Source organism: Streptomyces sp. NPDC052682, assembly GCF_040678435.1.
Taxonomy (GTDB): Bacteria; Actinomycetota; Actinomycetes; order Streptomycetales; family Streptomycetaceae; genus Streptomyces.
In genome coordinates, this window is record NZ_JBFATS010000022.1 from 12,502 (window position 1) to 32,849 (window position 20,348).

Sequence of the window (20,348 nt, forward strand, 5' to 3'; positions counted from 1 at the left end):
GGTATTATACACCCAGTTTATAGTCGCTGAGGCCTGCCCTGGCCGCAGGTATGCGCGTCGGATGGAGTGAGGGGCTGGGGGCGCCCTTGGCTGGTTAACGCGCTCGGTCGGCGCCTGAGCCGGTCACCCAAATCGCCCATACCGCCACCTAGAGTCATAGATCGGCCCGTCACGCGGTGAGTTGGCTTCAGGTGTTTGAGACAGCTGCAGTGCGGCACTCGCGACATCTGTAGCCCCACATGTTCCTCGGGGACGGAGCACCGCCTCATGCGCATCGTCGGCATCAACGCCCTGTTCCACGATCCGGCCGCCGCCCTGGTCGTCGACGGCGGAACGGTGGCGGCAGCCGAGGAGGAGCGTTTCAGCGGCCGGTGGGACAAGGCGGGCGCGTCGCGCGGCCGGATCCGCGGCCACGCGGCGATCACGGCGGCGGGTCTGGCCGCCGCGCTGCTCGCCGCCACGGGGCGCCGCCGGGCCGCCGCCGCGTGCGCGCTCGCTGGGGCCGCCGGCACCGGCGAGTTCGCCCGGGCCCGCATCGCCCCCGGCCCGCGCACCCGCCAGGAGGTGACGGCCATGCTTGCCACCAGCGTGCTCATCCCGCCCGCCGCGACCTGGCACCGCCTGGCGGGCACCTGGCGCCACCGCACCGCACCCGCCTGGCAGGAGGTGGCCCGATGAGCCAGGTCAGGGCGGTGTTCTTCGACCGCGACGGCACCCTCGTGCACGACGTGCCCTACAACGCCGACCCCGACCGGGTCCGTCCCGTCGACGGCGCCCGCGAGGCGCTCGGCCTGCTGCGCGAGCGCGGCATCCGCACCGCCGTCGTCACCAACCAGTCCGGCGTGGCACGCGGCCTGCTCACCGACGCCGACGTGCGCCGCGTCAACCGCCGCGTCGACGAACTCCTCGGCCCCTTCGACGTGTTCGCCATCTGCCCGCACGGCCCGGACGACGGCTGCCACTGCCGCAAACCGCAGCCCGGCATGATCCTGTGGGCGGCCGGGCGGATCTGCACCGACCCCGCCGACGTGGTCGTGATCGGCGACATCGGCGCCGACGTCGAGGCCGCCCGGCGCGCCGGCGCGCACGGCATCCTCGTCCCGAACGACGCGACCCGCCCAGAGGAGACCGCGCGGGCCGACCACGTGGCGCCCGACCTGCTGACCGCCGTCCGGGCGGTCCTTCACGGACGGCCGCCGCAGGGCCGGGTCCTGGCCGACGAGACGCCCATACGGCAGGCGTACACGGCCGCCCCCGCGCGAGGGGAGCGCCCGTGAAGGCACTGGTCAGCCGCCTCGACAACGTCGGCGACGTGCTGCTCGCCGGACCCGCGGTGCGCGCCGTCGCCGCCCGCGCCGACACCGTCACCCTGCTGTGCGGCCCGCGCGGCGCCCCCGCCGCCCGCCTGCTGCCCGGCGTGGACGAGGTCCTGGTGTGGGACGCCCCGTGGACGGGGTTCCAGCCGCCGCCCGTCGACCGCAAGGAGGTCGAGCACCTCGTCGACACCATCGAGGGGCTCGGCATCGGCACGGCGCTGATCCTGACCTCCTTCCACCAGTCCCCGTTGCCCACCGCCCTGCTGCTGCGGCTGGCCGGGGTGGGCTTCATCGCCGCCGACAGCGCGGACTACCCGGGCGCGCTGCTGGACGTACGCCACCAGCGGGCCCCGCACGCCCACGAGGTGGAGGCCGCGCTGGACCTCGCCGAGGCCGCCGGGTTCCCGTGCCCCGACGACGGCAGGCCGCGGATCCTGCCCCCGCCGGACACCAGCGCCCTCACCGGCGACGGGCCGTACGTCGTGCTGCACCCGGGCGCCAGCGTGCCCGCCCGGGCGTGGAGCCCCGAGCGCTGCGCGGCGGCGGTGCGGGAACTGGCCGCGGCCGGGCACCGGGTGGTGGTCACCGGCGGGAGCGGCGAGCGCGTGCTGACCTCGTACGTCGCCGGGGAGCACGGCCTCGATCTGGGCGGCCGTACGGGCGCCGCCGAGCTGGCCGGGGTCCTCGCGGGGGCCGCCGCCGTGGTCACCGGCAACACCGGCCCGGCCCATCTGGCCGCCGCCGTCGGCACCCCGGTGGTGTCGCTGTTCGCCCCGGTCGTCCCGGCCGAACGCTGGCGGCCCTACGGCGTGCCGTACGTGCTGCTCGGCGACCAGGACGCCCCCTGCGCCGGCAGCAGGGCCCGCACCTGCCCCGTCCCGGGCCATCCGTGCCTGGACACCGTCACCGCGCACGACGTCGTCGCCGCCGTCGACAAGCTCCTGGGGGACCCATGAGGATCCTGCTGTGGCATGTGCACGGCTCGTGGACCACGGCCTTCGTGCAGGGCCCGCACACCTGCCTGGTCCCCGTCACCCCCGACCGCGGCCCCGACGGCCTCGGCAGGGCGCGCACCTTCGACTGGCCCGGCTCGGTCGCCGAGGTGCCGCCCGAGCGGCTGCGGGACGAGGACATCGACGTCGTCGTGCTGCAACGGCCGCACGAACTCGCCCTCGTCGACCGGTGGCTGGGCCGCCGCCCGCCGCTGGTGTACCTGGAGCACAACGCCCCGCACGGCGACGTGCCCGACACCCGCCACCCGGCCCAGGACATCCCCGGCGTCACCCTCGTGCACGTCACCCACTTCAACCGCCTGATGTGGGACGCCGGCCCGGTCCCCAGCACGGTCATCGAGCACGGCATCGTCGACCCCGGGCCGCTGTGGACCGGCGAGCTGCCGCACGCGCCGTCGTCGTCAACGAACCCGTGCGGCGCGGCCGTACCACCGGCACCGACCTGCTGCCGGCGTTCGCCGGCGCCGCGCCCCTGGACGTCTTCGGCACGCGCACCGAAGGCCTCGCCGCCCACCTGGGCCTGCCGCCCGGCCGCTGCCGCACCCAGGACCTGCCCCAGCGTGAGCTGCACGCCGCCCTGGCGCGGCGGCGCGTCTACGTCCACCCCGTGCGCTGGACCTCCCTCGGCCTGTCCCTGCTGGAGGCGATGCACCTGGGCATGCCCGTGGTCGCGCTCGCCACCACCGAGGTCACCGAGGCCGTGCCGCCCGGCGCCGGAGTGGTCTCCAACCGCATCGACGTACTGACCGATGCCGTACGGGACTTCGTCACCGACCCGCTGCACGCCCGCATGACCGGCGAGGGGGCACGCGCCGCGGCGCTCGCCCGCTACGGGCTGTCCCGCTTCCTCGACGACTGGGAGCGGCTGCTGAAGGAGGTGACCCGATGAGGATCGCCATGGTGTCCGAGCACGCGAGCCCGCTCGCCGCGCTCGGCGGCGTCGACGCCGGCGGGCAGAACGTGTACGTGGCCCGCCTCACCGAGGAGCTGGCGCGGCGCGGCCACGAAGTGACCGTCTACACCCGCCGCGACCGCGCCGACCTGCCCGACCGGGTCCCGCTGCCCGGCGGCGCCGTCGTCGAGCACGTGCCGGCCGGACCGGCCGCACCCGTGCCCAAGGACGGCCTGTTCCCCTGCATGCCCGGCTTCGGCTCCCACCTGGCCCGGGCCTGGGGCCGCCGGCGGCCCGACGTGGTGCACGCCCACTTCTGGATGTCCGGCATGGCCTCCCAGATCGGCGCGGCCCCGTACGGCATCCCGGTCGTGCAGACCTTCCACGCCCTGGGCACCGTCAAGCGGCGCCACCAGGGGCGGCGGGACACCAGCCCGTTCGAACGCATCGGCATCGAGCGGCAGATCGGCCGCACCTGTGAACGCGTCCTGGCCACCTGCACCGACGAGGTGCGCGAACTGGCCGAGATGGGCGTGCCCGCCCGGCAGGTGTCCGTGGTGCCCTGCGGGGTGGACGCCGAGCACTTCCGCCCCGGCGCCACCGGGCACGGCGTGCCGGAACGCCGCGCGCGGCACCGGCTGCTGGCCTGCGGCCGGCTGGTCCGCCGCAAGGGCTACGACCAGGCCGTCCGGGCGCTCACGGACATACCCGGCGCCGAACTGCTCATCGCCGGCGGCCCCCCGGCCGGGGAACTCGACGACGACCCCGAGGCCCAGCGCCTGGGGCGGCTCGCCGAGCGCACCGGCGTCACCGACCGGGTCCGGCTGCTCGGCGCGGTCGACCCGCACGACATGCCCGCCCTGATGAACAGCTCCGACCTGGTGCTGTGCACCCCGGTGTACGAACCGTTCGGGATCGTGCCGCTGGAGGCGATGGCGTGCGGCGTGCCCGTCGTCGCCACCGACGTCGGAGGGCACCGCGACAGCGTCGCCGACGGCACCACCGGCCGGCTCGTCCCGCCGCAGCATCCCGAGGCGGTCGCCGCCGCCGTGCGCGCCCTCCTCGACGACGACCGGCTCCGCCGCAGCTACGGCACCGCGGGCCGCGAGCGCGTCCTCGCCCGCTACACCTGGCGGCGCGTCGCCGACGGCGCGCAGCAGGTGTACCGCCAGGCCCTGACCGACGCCGGTCGCCACGCCCAGCCGAAGGAGGTGGCCTGATGACCCTCCACCCGCCCGTCACCGGGCACTGCGACGAACTGCAGGACGCGCTCACCGCGTTCCGCGCTTCCGCCCACATCACCGAACGGTGGGGCCGGCGCCTGGCCGCCGTCCTGGCCGGCGGCGGGCGGCTGCTGGCCGCGGGCAACGGCGGCAGCGCCGCCCAGGCCCAGCACCTGACCGCCGAGATCGTCGGCCGCTACCGCGAGGACCGGCCGCCGTTCTCCGCGATCGCCCTGCACGCCGACACCTCCTCCACCACCGCCATCGCCAACGACTACGGCGTCGACGCGGTGTTCGCCCGGCAGGTCCGCGCCCACGGCCGGCCCGGGGACGTGCTGATGCTGCTGTCCACCTCCGGCGCCAGCGCCAACCTGCTGTCCGCCGCCGACGCGGCCCGCGCGGCCGGCGTCGGCGTGTGGGCGCTGACCGGGCCCGCCCCCAACCCGCTGGCGGCGGGCAGCGACGAGGCCCTGTGCGTGGCGGCACCCGCCACCGCCACCGTCCAGGATCTGCACCTGGTCGCGGTGCACATGGTGTGCGCGGCCTTCGACGCGGCCCTGGAGAGCGGGGCCGGGCGCCTGGACGGCGGGAGGTGACATGAAGGGCGGTCGAGCGCGGGGCACCGAGGCCCGGGGCAGGGCACCGCTGCTGGTGGTCGGCGACGCACTGCTCGACCGCGACCTGACCGGCCGCGCCGAACGGCTCGCGCCCGACGCGCCCGTACCGGTCGTCGACGACCTCGGGGAGCACACCCGGCCCGGCGGCGCCGCGCTCGCCGCGTACCTCGCGGCCCGCGACGGCCGCGACGTCACCCTGGTCGCCGGGGTCGGCGACGACCCGGCCAGCCGTGAGCTGCGGCGGCTGCTGGAGCCCTGGGTGCGGCTGATCCCGCTGCCGCTGACCGGGCCGCTGTCGGAGAAGACCCGGGTGCTGGCGCAGGACCGGCCCGTGGTCCGCCTGGACCGGGGCGCCGGACGCACCCGTGAAGCCACCGACGCGGCCCGCGAGGCCGTCCGCACCGCGCCCGCCGTCCTGGTGTCCGACTACGGCCGCGGCACCGCCGACGCCCTGCGTGACGTCCTGGCCGAGCGCCCGCCCCTGGTCTGGGACCCGCACCCGCGCGGCGGCCCGCCGGTCCACGGCACCCGCCTGGTCACCCCCGCGGAGAAGGAGGCCCACGCCCTCGCCCCGCAGGACCGCGCCCGCGGCCGCGACCTGCACGCCGCCGCCCACAGCGCCGCCGCGCTGGTACGGCGGTGGCGGGCCGCCGCCGTCGCGGTCACCCTCGGCTCGCGCGGCGCCCTGCTGTCGTACGGCGCACACCCGCTGCTGGTGCCCGCCCCCGCCGCCCACCCCGGCGACAGCTGCGGGGCCGGGGACCGGTTCGCCGCGACGGCGGCCGGGCTGCTCGCCGACGGCGCGCTGGTGGGCGAGGCCGTCGAGGGCGCCGTCGCCGCCGCGACCGGGTTCGTCGCCGCCGGAGGCGCCGCCGCGGTGCCCCGCGCGGACGCCGCGCCGCACCCGCCGCCGGACGGGGACGACCCCTTCGGCCTGGCCGCCCGAGTCCGCGCCGCCGGTGGCACCGTGGTCGCCGCGGGCGGCTGCTTCGACCTGCTGCACGCCGGCCACGTCGGGCTGCTCCAGGCGGCCCGCCGGCTCGGCGACTGCCTGGTGGTCTGTGTCAACTCCGACGCCTCCGTACAGCGCCGCAAGGGACCGGGCCGCCCGGTCAACCCGCTCGCCGACCGGGTCCGTGTGCTGCGCGCGCTGGCCTGCGTCGACGCCGTCGCCGTCTTCGACGAGGACACCCCCGAACGCCTGCTGGCCGACCTGCGCCCCGACGTCTGGGTCAAGGGCGGCGACTACGCCGCCGCCGACCTGCCCGAGGCGGCCCTGCTCCAGGAGTGGGACGGCCAGGCGGTGCTCCTGCCGTACCTCGACGGCCGCTCGTCGACGGCCCTGATGGAACGCGCGGCGGAGGGGGCGCGATGAGGGCTCCGGTCACGCCCGGGCCTCTCACGCCCGGGCCGGCCGGACCCGGGCACGGGCCGGTGGGGACGAGCGATCCCGTGTCGGGATCCCTGGCAGGTACCGGAGGCCTGGCAGGCCCGTCCGGCCCGCCCGCGGCGGCGCGGCGGGCGCGCGCCCGGGCACGGGCCGGTGAGGGAAAGCGATCCCGTGTCGGGACCCCCGGCAGGTACCGGAGGCATGGCCGACCCGGCGGGTCCGCCCGGGGCGCCCCCCGTGGCCCGGCGGGGGAACGGGGCCGGGCGCGTGCCGGTGGGGGAGCGTGACCCCGTGTCCCGGTCCGTCCCGGCGGCCGGGTGGCCCCCTCCCGCGCTGAGGCGCCGGGAGCCCGGGGCCGACGGCGGGGCGGATCCTGTGCCGGGACCTGTCCGGCCTGGGGGACAGGACGCCTTCGCCGAGCCTGTCCGGTCTGAGGGACGGGACGCCTTCGCCGAGCCTGTCCGGTCTGAGGGACGGGACGCCGTCGCGGGCGGGACGCACCCGATGGGCCCCTCCCGGGCGGCGGTGGCCCCGGGGGCGGGGCACGCTGCTGGCATGGGTGAGCGCAGCGAGGCGGAGCGCGGGTCCGGGGGACGGCCCCGGATCCTGGTGCTGCGTGCCCTCGGGCTCGGTGACCTGCTCGCGGGTGTGCCCGCCCTGCGCGGGCTGCGGCGGACCTTCCCCGACCACGAGCTGGTGCTGGCCGCGCCCGCCGAGCTGGAGCCGGTCGCGGCGGCCACCGGGGCCGTGGACCGGCTGCTGCCCGCCTGCGCGCCCGGCCGGGCCGTGCCCGAGAAGCTCGACTGGACCGGCCCGCCCCCCGACATCGCCGTGGACCTGCACGGCAACGGGCCCCCCAGCCACCGTCTCCTCATGGCACTGCGCCCCCTCAGGCTCTTCGCCTTCGCGCACCCCGGCACCCCGGAGATCGACGGCCCGCCCTGGTACGCCGAGGAACACGAGCGGGACCGCTGGTGCCGGCTGCTGCGGTTCTACGGCGTCGACGCCGACCCAGGCGACCTGCGCCTGCCCCGTCCGGCAGGCCCCTCCCCGGCGCCCGGCGCCGTCGTCCTGCACCCGGGGGCGGGGGCGCCCGCCCGCTGCTGGCCCCTCGAGCGGTACGCGGCCGTCGCGGCGCGGCTGCGTGCGCGCGGCCGGCGCGTGGTGGTGACCGGGGGAGCGGACGAGGGCGACCTGGTGGCCCGGCTCGCCGAGCGGGCCGGTCTGCCCGGCACCGACGTCTTCGGCGGCGGCCTGCCCTTCGGCCGGCTCTCCGCCCTGGTCGCCGGCGCCCACGCCGTGGTCAGCGGAGACACCGGCATCGCCCACCTGGCGGTCGCCCACGCCACGCCGACCGTCACGCTCTTCGGCCCGGTCGCCCCGAGCCGCTGGGGCCCGCCCCCGCACCCCCGGCACCGCGCGCTGTGGTACGGCCAGGAGGGCGACCCGCACGGCCGGGCCACCGACCCGGCGCTGCTGCGCATCACCACCGACGACGTCCTGACGGCCCTCGACGAGATCCCGGCCCCCTGACGCCGTGAACGACATGGACCCCCACCCCTTGGAGCGCGAGGACCGCGGCGAGCGCGGCCCCGTCGGTGTCGTCATCGCCACCCGCAACCGCGCCGACCGGCTCGCCGTCACCCTCCGCCACCTCCTCGCCCTCCCCGAGCGTCCGGAGATCCTGGTCGCGGACAACGCCTCCACCGACGGCACCCGGGCCATGGTCGCCCGCGAGTTCCCCCAGGTGCGGGTGCTCGCGCTGCCGTTCAACCGGGGCGCCCTCGCCCGCAACCACGGCGCCCGCGCCCTGCGCACCCCGTACGTGGCGTTCAGCGACGACGACTCCTGGTGGGCACCCGGCGCCCTGAGCACCGCCGTCCGGCTGTTCGAGGAGTACCCGCGGCTCGGCCTGATCGCGGCCCGCACCCTGGTGGGCCCCGACGAGGAGGACGACCCGCTCAACGCCGTGCTCGCCGCATCGCCCCTCGGCCCGGCCTCCGACCTGCCCGGCATCCAGGTGCTCGGCTTCCTCGCCTGCGCCTCCGTCGTGCGCCGCGGCGCCTACCTGGACGCGGGCGGCTTCCACCCGGTGCTGTTCTTCGGCGGCGAGGAGACCCTGCTCGCCTACGACCTGGCCGCCCGCGGCTGGGGCGTCACCCACTGCCCCGACGTGGTCGCCCACCACCACCCGGCGCCCGTGCCCCGCGCCGGCCGCCCGGCCGCCCAGCGCCGCAACGCACTGCTCACCGCCTGGCTGCGCCGCCCCGTGCCGTACGCGCTCGCCCGCACCCGCGACCTGGTGGCCGAGGCGCTGCACGACCGCACCGCCCGGCGCGCCCTGCGCGAGGCACTCGCCCGCCTGCCCGCCGCCCTGCGCGCCCGCAGGCCCCTGCCCCCGCACGTCGAGCGGGCCGCCCGCCTGCTGGACGGAGCGCACGCATGACCGACCCCCCGACGCCCGCCGTGCCCGACCCCCGCACCACCGTCGTCGTCATCACCCACAACCGCCGCGACGAACTCCTGCGCACCCTGGACCGGCTCGCCGAGCTGCCCGAGAAACCCCCGGTGATCGTCACCGACAACGGCTCCACCGACGGCACGGCCGACGCCGTCGCCCGCCGGCACCCGCAGGTACGGCTGCTGCGGCCCTGCCGCAACCTCGGCGCCGTCGGCCGCAACCTGGCGGTCCGCGAGGCCCGTACGCCGTACATCGCGTTCTGCGACGACGACTCCTGGTGGGCGCCCGGCTCCCTGTCCGGGGCCGCCGACCTGCTGGACCGGCATCCGGCGCTGGCCTCGGTCACGGCCCGGATCGTCGTGGAACCCGACGGCACCGAGGACCCCATCGTCGCGGAACTGCGCAACTCGCCCGTGCCGGGCCCCAGCTGGATGCCCGGCCCGGCGCTCGGCTCGTTCCTGGCCGCCGCGACCGTCCTGCGCACCGGGGCGTTCCGGACCGCCGGCGGCTTCCATCCCCGGCTGTGGCTGGGCGGCGAGGAGGAGCTGCTCGCCACCGACCTGGCGGCCGACGGCTGGTGGCTGACGTACGCCGACCACCTGACCGTCCACCACCAGCCGTCGGCCGCCCGGGACGCCACGCTGCGGCGCACACACGGCATCCGCAACACCCTGTGGTACACCTGGCTGCGCCGCCCCGCCGGCTCCGCGCTGCGGCGCACCCTGAACCTGGCCCGCACGGTCCCGCGCGACACCGCCTCCCTGCGCGGCTTCGCCGAGGCGGCGGCCGCCCTGCCGTGGATCCTGCGCGAACGCCGGGTCGTTCCGCCGGAGGTCGAGTCACGCCTGCGCCTGCTGGAGCCCGCCCAGCGCGCGTCCAGGGCCCGCCGCTACACCGGCTGATCCCCCTTGCGGGGGCGCACGCTCAGCGTTCCGTCCACCGGCACAGCAGCCGGAACGCCGCGTACAGCGTCGGCGGCCACACGGCGGCGAACGCCCAGATCACCGCCGGCTGTGCGGTGACGATCCCGGCGACCAGCAGGGCGACCGACACGGCGAGCAGGGCGGCCACGGTCCGCGCCCGGGGCGCGTACGCGGCGATGCGGATCAGCAGGCGCGTCGGGTCGGGACGGCGGCTCGGCCGGAGCGTGCGCAACTGCCGGTCCAGGCGGCGGTCGCGGCGCAGGGCCCGTTCCATCTCGTCGAGGATGCGCTGTTCGTGTTCGGGGAGGCGGCTGATGGACACTGTCTCTCCTTCCGGGGCGGCCCGACACCACACCGGGTGCCCCGCGTGTATCGCGCGCTAACCGGCCGGCCGCAGCGCCAGGGCCTCGACGAGCCGGTCCGCGCTGTCCGGCACCGTGCCCTCCTGGAAGGCGTCCCGGATCTGCCGGGCGGTCACCCGCCCGCCGGTCAGGCACCAGTCCCACCAGCGGTCCAGCCGGGCCGTGTCCAGCCGCTCGGCGGCCACCACCGCCGGCCAGCCGCAGGCCCGGGCCTGCGCGCTCACCTTCGCGCCGCCCGCGACCGGGTCGACGGCGAGCACCGGCGTACCGACCCGCAGCGCGAGCACCAGCCCGTGCAGCCGGTCGGTGACCACCAGGTCCAGCCGGGCCAGCACCGACTGCAGCTGCGCCGGCGTGGCGCTCAGGTGCCAGTCGTGGGTGTCCAGCCGGGTCTCCAGCTCCAGCCGGGCACAGTCCTTGCCGGCCAGCCAGCGCGTCACCTGCTCCGCGACCTGGCCGTGCCGCCGCTGCTCCCCGTACTCGTGCTGACCGTACGTGAGGATCACCCCGACGACGGGCCGGGCGGGCACGGCCGGGGCGCGCGCCGCCAGGTCCTCCACCGGCTCCCGGTCCGGCGCGTCCCGCGGCAGCACCCGGTGGAAGCCGGTGACGGCCGCACTGTCCGGGTCGATCACGGAGGTGCCGACGGCGATCCGCACACAGTGCGCGAACCGCCGGTGCAGCTCCTCCACCTGCGGCCCGTGCAGCGGCCCGCACACGAACACCAGGTGCGAGTAGTCCCCGGGCCGTACGCGGTCCAGATGCAGGGCCTCCGGCAGGAACCCCGGGCTCCAGGCGACGTCGTAGGGGACGCCCGTGCCCCGCAGCACGTCCTCCACCCGGCGCAGCGCCAGCACGTCCCCGGCGGTCGCCTCCCCGTCCCGGAAGCTGAACCACCCGGTCAGCAACACCCGCCGCGGCCGTACCCGCGGTCGGGTGTGCTGTGTCTGCGGTGTCTGCCCATGTGTGTGCACAGTGCCGGAGTGCCCCGCCACGGCGCACGCAATCAGTGCATATGACCTGTTATGCGGCAGTGGTTCGTCACTGTGCGTAGAACGTGGCGTCGGTAAAGCGCCGTCAACGCTTTGCACGGCTCCGGCACCAGGGGCCTCCGTAATCAGACGGAGAACCGTGCCATGCCCGTCAGGACGCGTGCGTCCAGGTCGGTGACGTCCGCGGCCGCCAGACGCGCGGTGAACTCCGCTCGGACGCGTTCCACCGCGGCCGGGGACAGGCCGGTGAGCAGGCCGCGGGTGCCGCTGCCCACGGCGAGGTCCCAGGCCGTACCGGGCGTCAGGGGGGTGTCGAAGCGGTGCCGGGCGACCCGCGGCCCGGTCCCGCCCAGGTGTGCCAGCCACGCCGCCAGGCTGTCGGCCGTGTCGACGCGGGCCAGTTGCCGTGCCTGCGGCGCGTCCGGCCAGGTCCGCTCCGTCTCGACCGCGGCCCTGAACGCCGCCCACCAGCCGCCGAGCGCCCCCCTCTCCCACACCGTCACCACGAGCCGCCCGCCGGGGCGCAGCAGGCGCGTCAGCGCGGTGGTGTCCCGGTCCATGTCGGGGAAGAAGAACACGCCGAGCGCGCACTGCACCACGTCGTAGCCGGAGCGGGGCCAGGAGGTGACCTCGTGCCGGTGGAATCGGATGTTCGCCAGCCCCTGGTCGGCGGCCCGGCGCTCGCCGATCTCCAGCAGCGCGCCGGCCAGGTCGACCGCGTCCACCCGGCCTCGCGGGCCGACCGCTCGCGCCGCCGGCAGGGCCGAGGCGCCGGCCCCGCAGCAGGCGTCCAGCACCGACTCGCCGGGCGCGGGTCCGGCCGCGGCCGCCGTGGCCTCGCCGACCGGGTCCCACAGCGCCGGCGACCACTGGTGGAACTCCTGCGCGCCCGCGCTGAAGACGTCTCCGATCGTGCCCTGACGTCCGGTCATCCCCATCTCCCCCTCAGCCGAACCGCCCCTTGTGCGCGCAACGGCCGAGGCTCCCGTGGAGTTCCGGGCACGGCCGGGGCCGGGGTGCCCGGGTCGGAGCAGGGCGTACCCGACCGAGGGCGGGCGGGGCGGTTCAGGCGGCCCGTTCCCGTGGCGCGTCGCCCTCGACGGCCGCCCGTCCCCGGGCGGGCTCCTCGTCCTGCCGGCCGCCCGGCAGCAGACGCAGGTGCCGCTTGCGCGCGGCGTGCCGCCCCTTGGCGGCGACGGGCTCGAACAGACGGTCCTCTATGCGGTCCACGAGCAGCAGCAGGACGCTGAGGAACGGCAGCAGCAGTACGGCAACGTAGATCATGGCGGACCCCTCGGCCAGGAGACACCCCTACGGGTGCTCAGAGGCGGAGGGCTGATGCATGACACGTATGTGAAGGACAGGTGACGATTCGGGCACACCGCCGTCGCGTTCAGCGTGTCCGCAGGACGTCGAACGCGGTCAGGGCGACGTGCAACTCCGTGCGCTGTGCGCCGGATTCCAGGTCGCAGTCGAGGATCCGCTCGATGGTGCGCAGACGCTGGTAGACGGTTTCCCGGGACACGCCGCCCTGGCGGGCGGCCACCGTCTTGTTGCCGGCGGCGTCCAGGTAGTGGCGCAGGGTGGTCACCAGGTCGGTGCCGTGGCGGGTGTCGTGGTCGACCAGCCGGCCGAGCTGCCGTTCTGCGTAGTCCTGGACGCGGGTGTCCTCGCGGAGCGCGAACAGCAGGCGGCGCAGGCCGATGTCGGACCGTTCGTGGTACGAGCGTCCCGGTGGCGGCGGCTGACCGGGCTCGGTGGCTTCCGCGACGCGCATGGCCTCGCGGAAGGAGCGGGCGACGCCGGGCAGGTCCGTCGCCTCGCCGCCCGCGCACACCGTCGTCCCCGGTACCAGCCCGAGGACGGCGCGGCTCAGCTGCTCGACCACGGGCCGCCACGGCCGGCCGGGGCGCAGGGACAGCAGGATGCCGAGGCGGGCGGGGCCGAGCAGCCCGACGAGGGCGTGCGTTCCCCTGGCCGCCAGTTCCCCGGCGAGGAACGCCTCGGCCTTCATGGAGTCGTCCTCGCGCGGGACGTCCGCGAGGACGGCGACGAAGCGGGCGTCCTGCGTGGGCAGGCCCAGTGCGGCGACCCGGGCGTCGGCGTCCGCGGGGGAGCGGTGGCGCTGCCCGACCAGGTCGCGCAGGACGTCGCGGTGGGCGGTGCGTTCCCAGGGGGCGGGGTGGATGAGACGGGCGATGGTCAGCGCCATCGCGGTCCTCTCCAGCACCGTGACGTCCTCGGGGCCGAAGGACGACGGGCCTGACGGGCCGGACGGGCGGGGCGGGCCGGACGAGTCGACCGACCCGGCCGGGCCCGGGAGCATCGCCACTCGGCCCCAGCGTTCGCCCTGGTACTCCACCGGCGCCACCAGCCACCCCTCGGGGCCGCAGACACCCGTGTGCCCGACCGCGGGAGTGGCCCGGGAGCGCTGTTCCCAGCCGGTGAGCGCCTTTTCGACCGGGTCACCGGACGGCTCGCAGATCAGCGCCTGGTGCACCAGATTCTCCAGGACGACCGTGTGCCCGCTCATCTCGGCCGCGGCGCGCACCACGTCCACCGGCCCGGCCCCGCGCAGGGTCAGGGCGGTGAACGCCTCGTGGATCTGCTGGGTCCGGCGCATCGCCTCCGCCTGGTTGCCGAGGATCAGGGCGTGCACGACCTGGGTGACCTCCAGGAAGTTGACGTCCTTGGCCAGGGTGACGAGGGGCAGGCCCCGGGCCCGGCAGGCGTGGACCAGGGCGTCGGGCGGGCGGTGGTAGCGGCGTACCAGCTCGATGACCAGGGCCGCCGCCCCGATGCCGGCGAGTTCCTCGACGTAGCGGCGGACGCCGGCCGGCTCCTCCGGCAGGGGCATGCCGGTGGTCAGGACGAGCTCGCCGCCCTTGAGGAAGGAGGCGGGGTCGGTCAGCTCGGTGATGTGGACCCACCGGACCGGGCGGTCGAGGCCGGCCGGGCCGGTGACGACCTGGGGCTGTCCGGCGGCCAGGACGGGAAGGGCCAGGACGTCGGCGACGGTGAGCGGGCGGGCGTGCCCGGGGGATGCCGGGTGGGTGTCGTTCACGGTGTCTCCCTGCGGTGCCCCTCCCCTCGCACGGAGCGGAGAGCCCGGGGGAGTGCCCGGTCACTCTGACAAGCGGCGCTGACCTGCGCAAGAGGTCTCCCACCTGGCGGGGCCGGCCGCCCGCGTCTGACACAACGCCCAGAGCCGGGGCCGGCGCCTGACAGATCACGCGTTGCCGCCCCGCCCGGCGGCCGGGACGCTCGGGACACCGGAGCAGCACATCCATCCCTTCACGACTCGGCCGGGAGACGACCATGACCGCACTGTCGCCGCACCTTCGCCAGGCCACGCCCGTGGTGGCGGTCCGGGGCGAGGGCGTCCACCTCTACGGCGAGGACGGCCGCCGCTACCTCGACTTCACCGCCGGCATCGGCGTCACCAGCACCGGGCACTGCCACCCCAGGGTCGTGGCGGCGGCGCAGGAGCAGGTCGGCACGCTCGTGCACGGCCAGTACACGACGGTCATGCACCAGCCGCTGCGCCGGCTCGTCGACAAGCTCGGCGAGGTGCTGCCGGCCGGGCTGGACAGTCTGTTCTTCACCAACTCCGGCAGCGAGGCCGTGGAGGCCGCGCTGCGGCTGGCCCGCCAGGCCACCGGCCGGCCGAACGTCCTCGTCTGCCACGGCGGCTTCCACGGCCGTACGGTGGCCGCGGCCTCCATGACCACCTCCGGCACCCGCTTCCGCTCGGGTTTCTCCCCGCTGATGAGCGGCGTGGTCGTCACCCCCTTCCCCTCGGCCTACCGCTACGGCTGGGACGAGGAGACCGCGACCCGCTTCGCCCTGAAGGAGCTGGACTACACGCTCCAGACGATCTCCTCGCCCGCCGACACGGCCGCGATCATCGTCGAGCCGGTGCTCGGGGAGGGCGGCTACGTGCCCGCCACCCGCGCCTTCCTTCAGGGCCTGCGCGAGCGCGCCGACCGGCACGGCTTCCTGCTGATCTTCGACGAGGTGCAGACCGGCGTCGGCCGCACCGGCCGTTTCTGGGGCCACGACCACTTCGGCGTCACGCCCGACATCCTCGTCACCGCCAAGGGCCTGGCCAGCGGCTTCCCGCTGTCCGGCATCGCCGCCTCCGAGGAACTGATGGCCAAGGCGTGGCCGGGCTCCCAGGGCGGTACGTACGGCGCCAACGCCGTCGCCTGCGCCGCCGCCTGCGCCACCCTGGACGTCGTACGCGACGAGCGGCTGGTCGAGAACGCCGAGGCGATGGGCAAGCGGCTGCGCCAGGGCCTGGAGGCGGTGGCCGACCGCACGCCCGGCATCGGGGACGTGCGGGGCCTCGGGCTGATGCTGGCCACCGAGTTCGTCAAGGAGGACGGCAGCCCCGACCCCGAGACCGCCGCCCGGGTGCAGCGCGCCGCCGTCGACGAGGGCCTGCTCCTGCTGCTGTGCGGGGCCTGGAACCAGGTCGTGCGGATGATCCCGGCGCTCGTCATCGACGACACGGCGGTGGACGAGGGACTCCAGGCCTGGGCGACCGCGGTGGAAGCGGGCACCTCGGGAGCGGTGCGGCCATGAGCGGCGACCTGGCCTCCCTCGTCGCCCGGCTCGCCGAGACCGCTCCCGGCCTGCGGGTCGAGACGGGTCCGGGCCCGACCGGACCGTACGCCTACGACGCCTCCAATTACCGGGTCGCGCCGCGGGCCGTGGTCTTCCCCCGCGGCGCCGGCGACGTGGCCGCGGTGCTGCGCGCCTGTCGCGAGGCGGGCGTCCCGGTCACCGCGCGCGGCGGCGGCACCAGCATGGCGGGCAACGCGGTAGGGCCGGGCGTGGTCCTGGACTTCTCCCGGTACATGAACCGCATCCTGGACATCGACCCGTCGGCGCGCACCGCGCGCGTCGAGGCCGGAGTGGTGCTGGACGCGCTGCGCAGCGCGACCGCTCTGCACGGCCTGACCTTCGGCCCCGACCCCTCCTCGCACAGCCGCTGCACCCTCGGCGGCATGATCGGCAACGACGCCTGCGGGAACCGGTCGGTGCGCCACGGGCGGACCAGCGGCCACATCGAGGCGCTGGAGATCGTGACGGCCGACGGGGTGCGGGCGGTCGCCGACCGCACCGGGCTGCACGCGGCCGACCCCCGGGACGCGCAGCACGTCGCCCGCCTCGCGGCGCGGGTGCGGCGGCTGGTCGAGGACAACCTGGAACCGATCCGCACCGAGCTGGGCCGCGTCCCGCGCCAGGTCTCCGGCTACCAGCTGCACCACCTGCTGCCCGAGCACGGCTTCGACATGGCCCGCGGGCTGGTGGGCACCGAGGGCACCTGTGCGGTCGTCACCGCGGCGACGGTCCGCCTCGTGGCGACCGCACAGGCTTCCGCGCTGCTGACCCTCGGCTACGACGACGTCGTCGACGCCGCCGAGGACGTGCCGGAGATCCTGCGCTGGAACCCCACCGCCGTGGAGGGCATGGACGAGGCGATCGTCGCCACCATGCGCGCCCGCCGCGGCCCGGACTCGGTCACCGGACTGCCCGACGGGCGCGCCTGGCTGTACGTCGAGCTGGACGGTGACGACGAGGGTGCGGTGCGGGCCCGCGCCGCGGAACTGCTGGACGTGCTCAAGGCCCGGGGCCGGATGACCGGCGGGCGGGTCGTGGACAGCGCGGCCGAGCGGCGCTCGCTGTGGCGGGTGCGCGAGGACGGGGCCGGGCTGGCCGCCCGGCTGGTGGACGGCGGGGAGTCCTGGCCCGGCTGGGAGGACGCGGCCGTCGCGCCCGAGAACCTCGCCGCCTACCTGCGGGACTTCCGCGAGCTGCTGGCCTCCCACCGGCTGACCGGGGTGCTGTACGGGCACTTCGGCGCCGGCTGCGTCCACGTACGCATCGACTTCGACCTCGCCACGGACACCGGCCGGGCCGCCATGCGCCGCTTCCTGTCCGAGGCCGCCGCGCTCGTCGTCGAGCACGGCGGCTCCCTGTCCGGTGAGCACGGCGACGGCCGGGCGCGCGGCGAGCTGCTCCAGGTCATGTACAGCCACCGCCTCCTCCGGGTCTTCGCCCGCTTCAAGGAGATCCTCGACCCCGACGGGCTGCTCAACCCCGGTGTCATCGTGGCCCCGGCGTCCCTCGACGCCGACCTGGCGGTGCGCGAACTGCCGCTCGTGGACACGGAGTTCCGCTTCCCGCACGACGAGGGCGGCTTCACGGGCGCCGTACGCCGCTGCGTCGGGGTCGGCCGCTGCCGCAGCGACGTGGGCGGGGTGATGTGCCCCAGCTACCGCGCGACGGGGGAGGAGCACGCCTCCACCCGGGGCCGGGCCCGCCTGCTGCAGGAAATGGTCCGCGGTGAAGCGCTTCAGGACGGCTGGCGCTCCACCGAGGTCCGCGACGCCCTCGACCTGTGCCTGTCCTGCAAGGCGTGCTCCTCCGACTGCCCGGTCGGTGTCGACATGGCCACCTACAAGGCGGAGTTCCTGCACCAGCACTACAAGGGGCGCATCCGGCCCCGCTCCCACTACTCGCTGGGCTGGCTGCCGCTGACCTCCGCCCTGGCCGGATACGTCGCCCGGCCCGTCAACGCGCTGCTGCGCGGACCGGCCGGCCGGCTCCTGGCCCGCCTCGGAGGTGTGACGACCAAGCGCAGGATTCCCGCCTTCGCCTCCCGGCGCGCCCTGCGCAGGGTCCTGCGCGCGGCCAGGACGCAGGAACCGGCGAAGGCGCTGCTCTTCGTGGACAGCTTCACTCGGGCCTTCCGTCCCGGGGTGGCGGGGGCGGCGAGCCGCGTCCTGGCCGACGCCGGGATTCCCTGCACGGCGCGGGACGGCCTGTGCTGCGGCCTGACCTGCGTCAGCACCGGCCAGCTGTCCGTCGCACGCCGCGTCATGGCCCGCACGGTCGCCCGCCTCGACGACGGCGACGACCGCCCCATCGTCGTCGCCGAACCCAGCTGCGCCGCCGCCCTGAAGCGGGACGTGCCCGAACTCCTCGGCACCCGCGCCGCCCGGCGCGTCGCCGCCCGCGTCCACACCCTCACGGGTGCCCTGACCGACCTCGCGGCCGAGGACTGGACCCCGCCCGCCCTGCCGGACGACGTCGTCTTGCAGACCCACTGCCACGAGTACGCCACCTTCACCGGCCGCCGCCCACGCGACCTGCTGCGCCGCCTCGGCGTACGCACCGTCGACGAGGCCGAGGGCTGCTGCGGACTTGCCGGCAACTTCGGCTTCGAGGCCGAGCACTACGAGACCTCCCTGGCCGTCGCCGACCTGGCCCTGAGGCCCCGCCTGGACCAGCTCGGCGGACGGACCGTCGTGGCGGACGGCTTCAGCTGCGCCACCCAGATCGACCACCTCGCCGGTGACCGGGGCGTACGCGCCCTGCACCTCGCGGAACTGCTCGACCCCGCCGCCGACCGGCCGGGAGGAACCTCATGACGGTCAGCGCGACAGGCACCGACAAGTGAAGCGGACAGTATCTGTCCGCATTCCCGGCTAGCGTGCGGGACATGACGAAGCCCGACAAGTCGCAGGGCAGCGCCACGGCCGCCGCACCCGTGCTCGGCACCCGCGCCCTCAACCGCGCCACCCTCGCCAGGCAACTGCTGCTGCGCCGCTCGCCGATGTCCGCCGAGGCCGCCGTCGCGCACCTGGTCGGCCTGCAGGCGCAGAACGTCAGACCGCCGTACTACGCGCTCGCCGCCCGCCTGGACGGCTTCACCCCCGAGGCGCTGTCCCGGCTGATGGCCGACCGCGCCGCCGCCCGCATGGTCACCCTGCGCTCGACGATCCACACCCACACCGCCGACGACTGCCTGACCCTGCGGCCCCTGGCGCAGCCCGCCCTGGACCAGGAACTGAAGAACTTCCGCAAGGGGCTGGAGGGCGTCGACCTGGACCGGCTCGCCGCCCTGGCCCGTGACCTCGTCGAGGACGAGCCGCGCACCCCCAGACAGCTGCGTGAGGCGCTGCGCGTGCACTGGCCCGACGCCGATCCGCTCGCCCTGTCCGTCGCCGCCCGCTGCACGCTGCCCCTGGTCCAGGTCACCCCGCGCGGACTGTGGGGTAAGAGCGGCCAGGTCGCCCTCACCACCGCCGAGCACTGGCTCGGACGCCCCGTCGAGGCGGCCCCCGCACCGGACGAGGTCGTGCTGCGCTACCTCGCGGCGTTCGGCCCGGCCTCCGTGAAGGACATGCAGACCTGGGCGGGACTGACCCGGCTGCGCGACGCCTTCGAGCGGCTGCGCCCGCACCTGCTCACCTTCCGGGACGAGCACGGCACCCAGCTGTTCGACCTCCCGGACGCGCCCCGCCCCGACCCGGACACCCCGGCCCCGCCGCGCTTCCTGCCCGAGTTCGACAACCTGCTGCTCTCCCACGCCGACCGCAGCCGCGTCATCCCGCCCGCGCACCGGGGCAGCACCTGGCAGGGCAACCTGGTCCACTGCACGCTGCTCGTCGACGGTTTCCTGGCCGGGCTGTGGCGGCTGGAGGCGGGCGCGCTGGTCGTCGAGCCGTTCGGGCGGCTCACCGGGCAGCAGCGGGCGGAGGTGCTGGCCGAGGGGGAGCGGCTGCTGACGGTGCTGCACCCGCAGTCCTCGTACGACATCCGCTTCGGCACCGTACGGCAGTAGGGCCGAGGCGTCTCAGTCGGCGCGGCCCGTGACCGCCACCGTCACCCCGAGGCCGATCATCGTGCAGCCGCCCGCCCCGCCGATCAGCGACAGCCGCCGCTCGCACCGGGCGAACCAGGCGCGGGCCGCCGACGCGGTCACGCCCCACAGGGTGTCGGTGACCAGACCGATGGAGATCGGCACCAGCCCCAGGAGCAACATCTGTGCCACCACGTGCCCGGCCGTGTGGTCCACGAACTGGGGCAGGACGGCCGCGAAGAACACCACGCCCTGGGGATTGGTGACCCCCACCAGGACGCCGTCCAGGACGGTCCGCAGATCGCCCCGGCCGCCGGTCCCGCCGCGGCCGCGCCGATCCGCGCCGCCTTTCCGACCGCTCGACCAACGAGCCGACGCCGACCGCGACCGCCAACTCATGGAGAGGGGGGGGGGGGGGGGCCGGGGGGGGGGCCCCCCCCCCCCCCCCGGAACGCCCCCCCCGGGGGAACCCCCCCCCCCCGGGGGGGTGGAAACGGCCCGCC

16 protein-coding genes and 3 pseudogenes are annotated in these 20,348 nt (G+C 76.2%); 13 read left to right on the forward strand and 6 right to left on the reverse strand.

Annotated elements, in window-relative coordinates; genetic code table 11:
- Positions 1-372 precede the first annotated feature (372 nt).
- The 10 genes and pseudogenes from AB0K80_RS28800 to AB0K80_RS28845 all read left to right on the forward strand — a co-directional run.
- Positions 373-678, forward strand: a pseudogene (locus tag AB0K80_RS28800) (transferase); the annotation flags it as partial.
- Positions 675-1,277, forward strand: coding sequence for an HAD-IIIA family hydrolase (locus AB0K80_RS28805; RefSeq protein WP_365674622.1), 603 nt, complete (start codon positions 675-677; stop codon positions 1,275-1,277). The pseudogene AB0K80_RS28800 and the gene AB0K80_RS28805, both read left to right, overlap by 4 nt.
- The gene (locus AB0K80_RS28810) at positions 1,274-2,272 is read left to right on the forward strand and encodes a glycosyltransferase family 9 protein (protein WP_365674624.1); all 999 of its coding nucleotides are present in this window, start codon (positions 1,274-1,276) and stop codon (positions 2,270-2,272) included. The genes AB0K80_RS28805 and AB0K80_RS28810 overlap by 4 nt, the downstream gene beginning before the upstream one ends.
- A pseudogene (locus tag AB0K80_RS28815) lies at positions 2,269-3,218 on the forward strand (glycosyltransferase). Before AB0K80_RS28810 ends, AB0K80_RS28815 begins: the two are co-directional and overlap by 4 nt.
- On the forward strand, positions 3,215-4,441 hold the full coding sequence (locus tag AB0K80_RS28820; protein ID WP_365674626.1) for a glycosyltransferase: 1,227 nt from the start codon (positions 3,215-3,217) through the stop codon (positions 4,439-4,441). The pseudogene AB0K80_RS28815 and the gene AB0K80_RS28820 overlap by 4 nt, the downstream one beginning before the upstream one ends.
- The gene (locus AB0K80_RS28825; RefSeq protein WP_365674628.1) at positions 4,441-5,040 is read left to right on the forward strand and encodes an SIS domain-containing protein; all 600 of its coding nucleotides are present in this window, start codon (positions 4,441-4,443) and stop codon (positions 5,038-5,040) included. The genes AB0K80_RS28820 and AB0K80_RS28825 overlap by 1 nt, the downstream gene beginning before the upstream one ends.
- A gap of 1 nt (position 5,041) precedes the next feature.
- The gene (rfaE2, locus tag AB0K80_RS28830) at positions 5,042-6,436 is read left to right on the forward strand and encodes a D-glycero-beta-D-manno-heptose 1-phosphate adenylyltransferase (protein WP_365674630.1); all 1,395 of its coding nucleotides are present in this window, start codon (positions 5,042-5,044) and stop codon (positions 6,434-6,436) included.
- 570 nt (positions 6,437-7,006) lie between these two features.
- Complete coding sequence (locus AB0K80_RS28835) at positions 7,007-7,984, forward strand: glycosyltransferase family 9 protein (RefSeq protein ID WP_365674631.1); 978 nt, start codon at positions 7,007-7,009, stop codon at positions 7,982-7,984.
- A gap of 13 nt (positions 7,985-7,997) precedes the next feature.
- The gene (locus tag AB0K80_RS28840; RefSeq protein ID WP_365674755.1) at positions 7,998-8,897 is read left to right on the forward strand and encodes a glycosyltransferase; all 900 of its coding nucleotides are present in this window, start codon (positions 7,998-8,000) and stop codon (positions 8,895-8,897) included.
- Between the two features lie 20 nt (positions 8,898-8,917).
- Positions 8,918-9,814, forward strand: a complete 897-nt coding sequence (locus AB0K80_RS28845; RefSeq protein WP_365674757.1) for a glycosyltransferase — start codon at positions 8,918-8,920, stop codon at positions 9,812-9,814.
- Positions 9,815-9,836: 22 nt separating this feature from the next.
- Here AB0K80_RS28845 and AB0K80_RS28850 read toward each other — a convergent pair whose 3' ends face one another.
- From AB0K80_RS28850 to AB0K80_RS28870, 5 genes are all read right to left on the reverse strand, one after another.
- Positions 9,837-10,157 (reverse strand): DUF3040 domain-containing protein, encoded by a 321-nt coding sequence (locus tag AB0K80_RS28850; RefSeq protein ID WP_365674633.1) that lies wholly within the window; start codon positions 10,155-10,157, stop codon positions 9,837-9,839.
- A 57-nt stretch (positions 10,158-10,214) separates the two neighbouring features.
- Positions 10,215-11,102: a polysaccharide pyruvyl transferase family protein gene (locus tag AB0K80_RS28855; RefSeq protein WP_365674759.1), complete on the reverse strand. Its 888-nt coding sequence runs from the start codon at positions 11,100-11,102 to the stop codon at positions 10,215-10,217.
- Between the two features lie 212 nt (positions 11,103-11,314).
- The gene (locus tag AB0K80_RS28860; protein WP_365674635.1) at positions 11,315-12,121 is read right to left on the reverse strand and encodes a class I SAM-dependent methyltransferase; all 807 of its coding nucleotides are present in this window, start codon (positions 12,119-12,121) and stop codon (positions 11,315-11,317) included.
- A gap of 133 nt (positions 12,122-12,254) precedes the next feature.
- Positions 12,255-12,473: a hypothetical protein gene (locus AB0K80_RS28865; protein WP_365674637.1), complete on the reverse strand. Its 219-nt coding sequence runs from the start codon at positions 12,471-12,473 to the stop codon at positions 12,255-12,257.
- A 109-nt stretch (positions 12,474-12,582) separates the two neighbouring features.
- Entirely contained in the window at positions 12,583-14,253 is a 1,671-nt protein-coding gene (locus AB0K80_RS28870) for a PucR family transcriptional regulator ligand-binding domain-containing protein (RefSeq protein ID WP_365674639.1), read from the reverse strand.
- A gap of 254 nt (positions 14,254-14,507) precedes the next feature.
- Between AB0K80_RS28870 and AB0K80_RS28875 the strand changes: the two genes are divergently transcribed.
- The 3 genes from AB0K80_RS28875 (at position 14,508) to AB0K80_RS28885 (ending at position 19,827) form a co-directional block, all read left to right on the forward strand.
- Positions 14,508-15,776: an aminotransferase class III-fold pyridoxal phosphate-dependent enzyme gene (locus AB0K80_RS28875; protein WP_365674641.1), complete on the forward strand. Its 1,269-nt coding sequence runs from the start codon at positions 14,508-14,510 to the stop codon at positions 15,774-15,776.
- The gene (locus AB0K80_RS28880; protein WP_365674643.1) at positions 15,773-18,631 is read left to right on the forward strand and encodes an FAD-binding and (Fe-S)-binding domain-containing protein; all 2,859 of its coding nucleotides are present in this window, start codon (positions 15,773-15,775) and stop codon (positions 18,629-18,631) included. The genes AB0K80_RS28875 and AB0K80_RS28880 overlap by 4 nt, the downstream gene beginning before the upstream one ends.
- Before the next feature lie 71 nt (positions 18,632-18,702).
- The gene (locus AB0K80_RS28885; protein ID WP_365674645.1) at positions 18,703-19,827 is read left to right on the forward strand and encodes a winged helix DNA-binding domain-containing protein; all 1,125 of its coding nucleotides are present in this window, start codon (positions 18,703-18,705) and stop codon (positions 19,825-19,827) included.
- Between the two features lie 12 nt (positions 19,828-19,839).
- On the opposite strand, the pseudogene AB0K80_RS28890 reads toward AB0K80_RS28885, so the two are convergent.
- Positions 19,840-20,154 (reverse strand): annotated as a pseudogene (locus AB0K80_RS28890) (LysE family transporter); the annotation flags it as partial.
- Positions 20,155-20,348 lie beyond the last annotated feature (194 nt).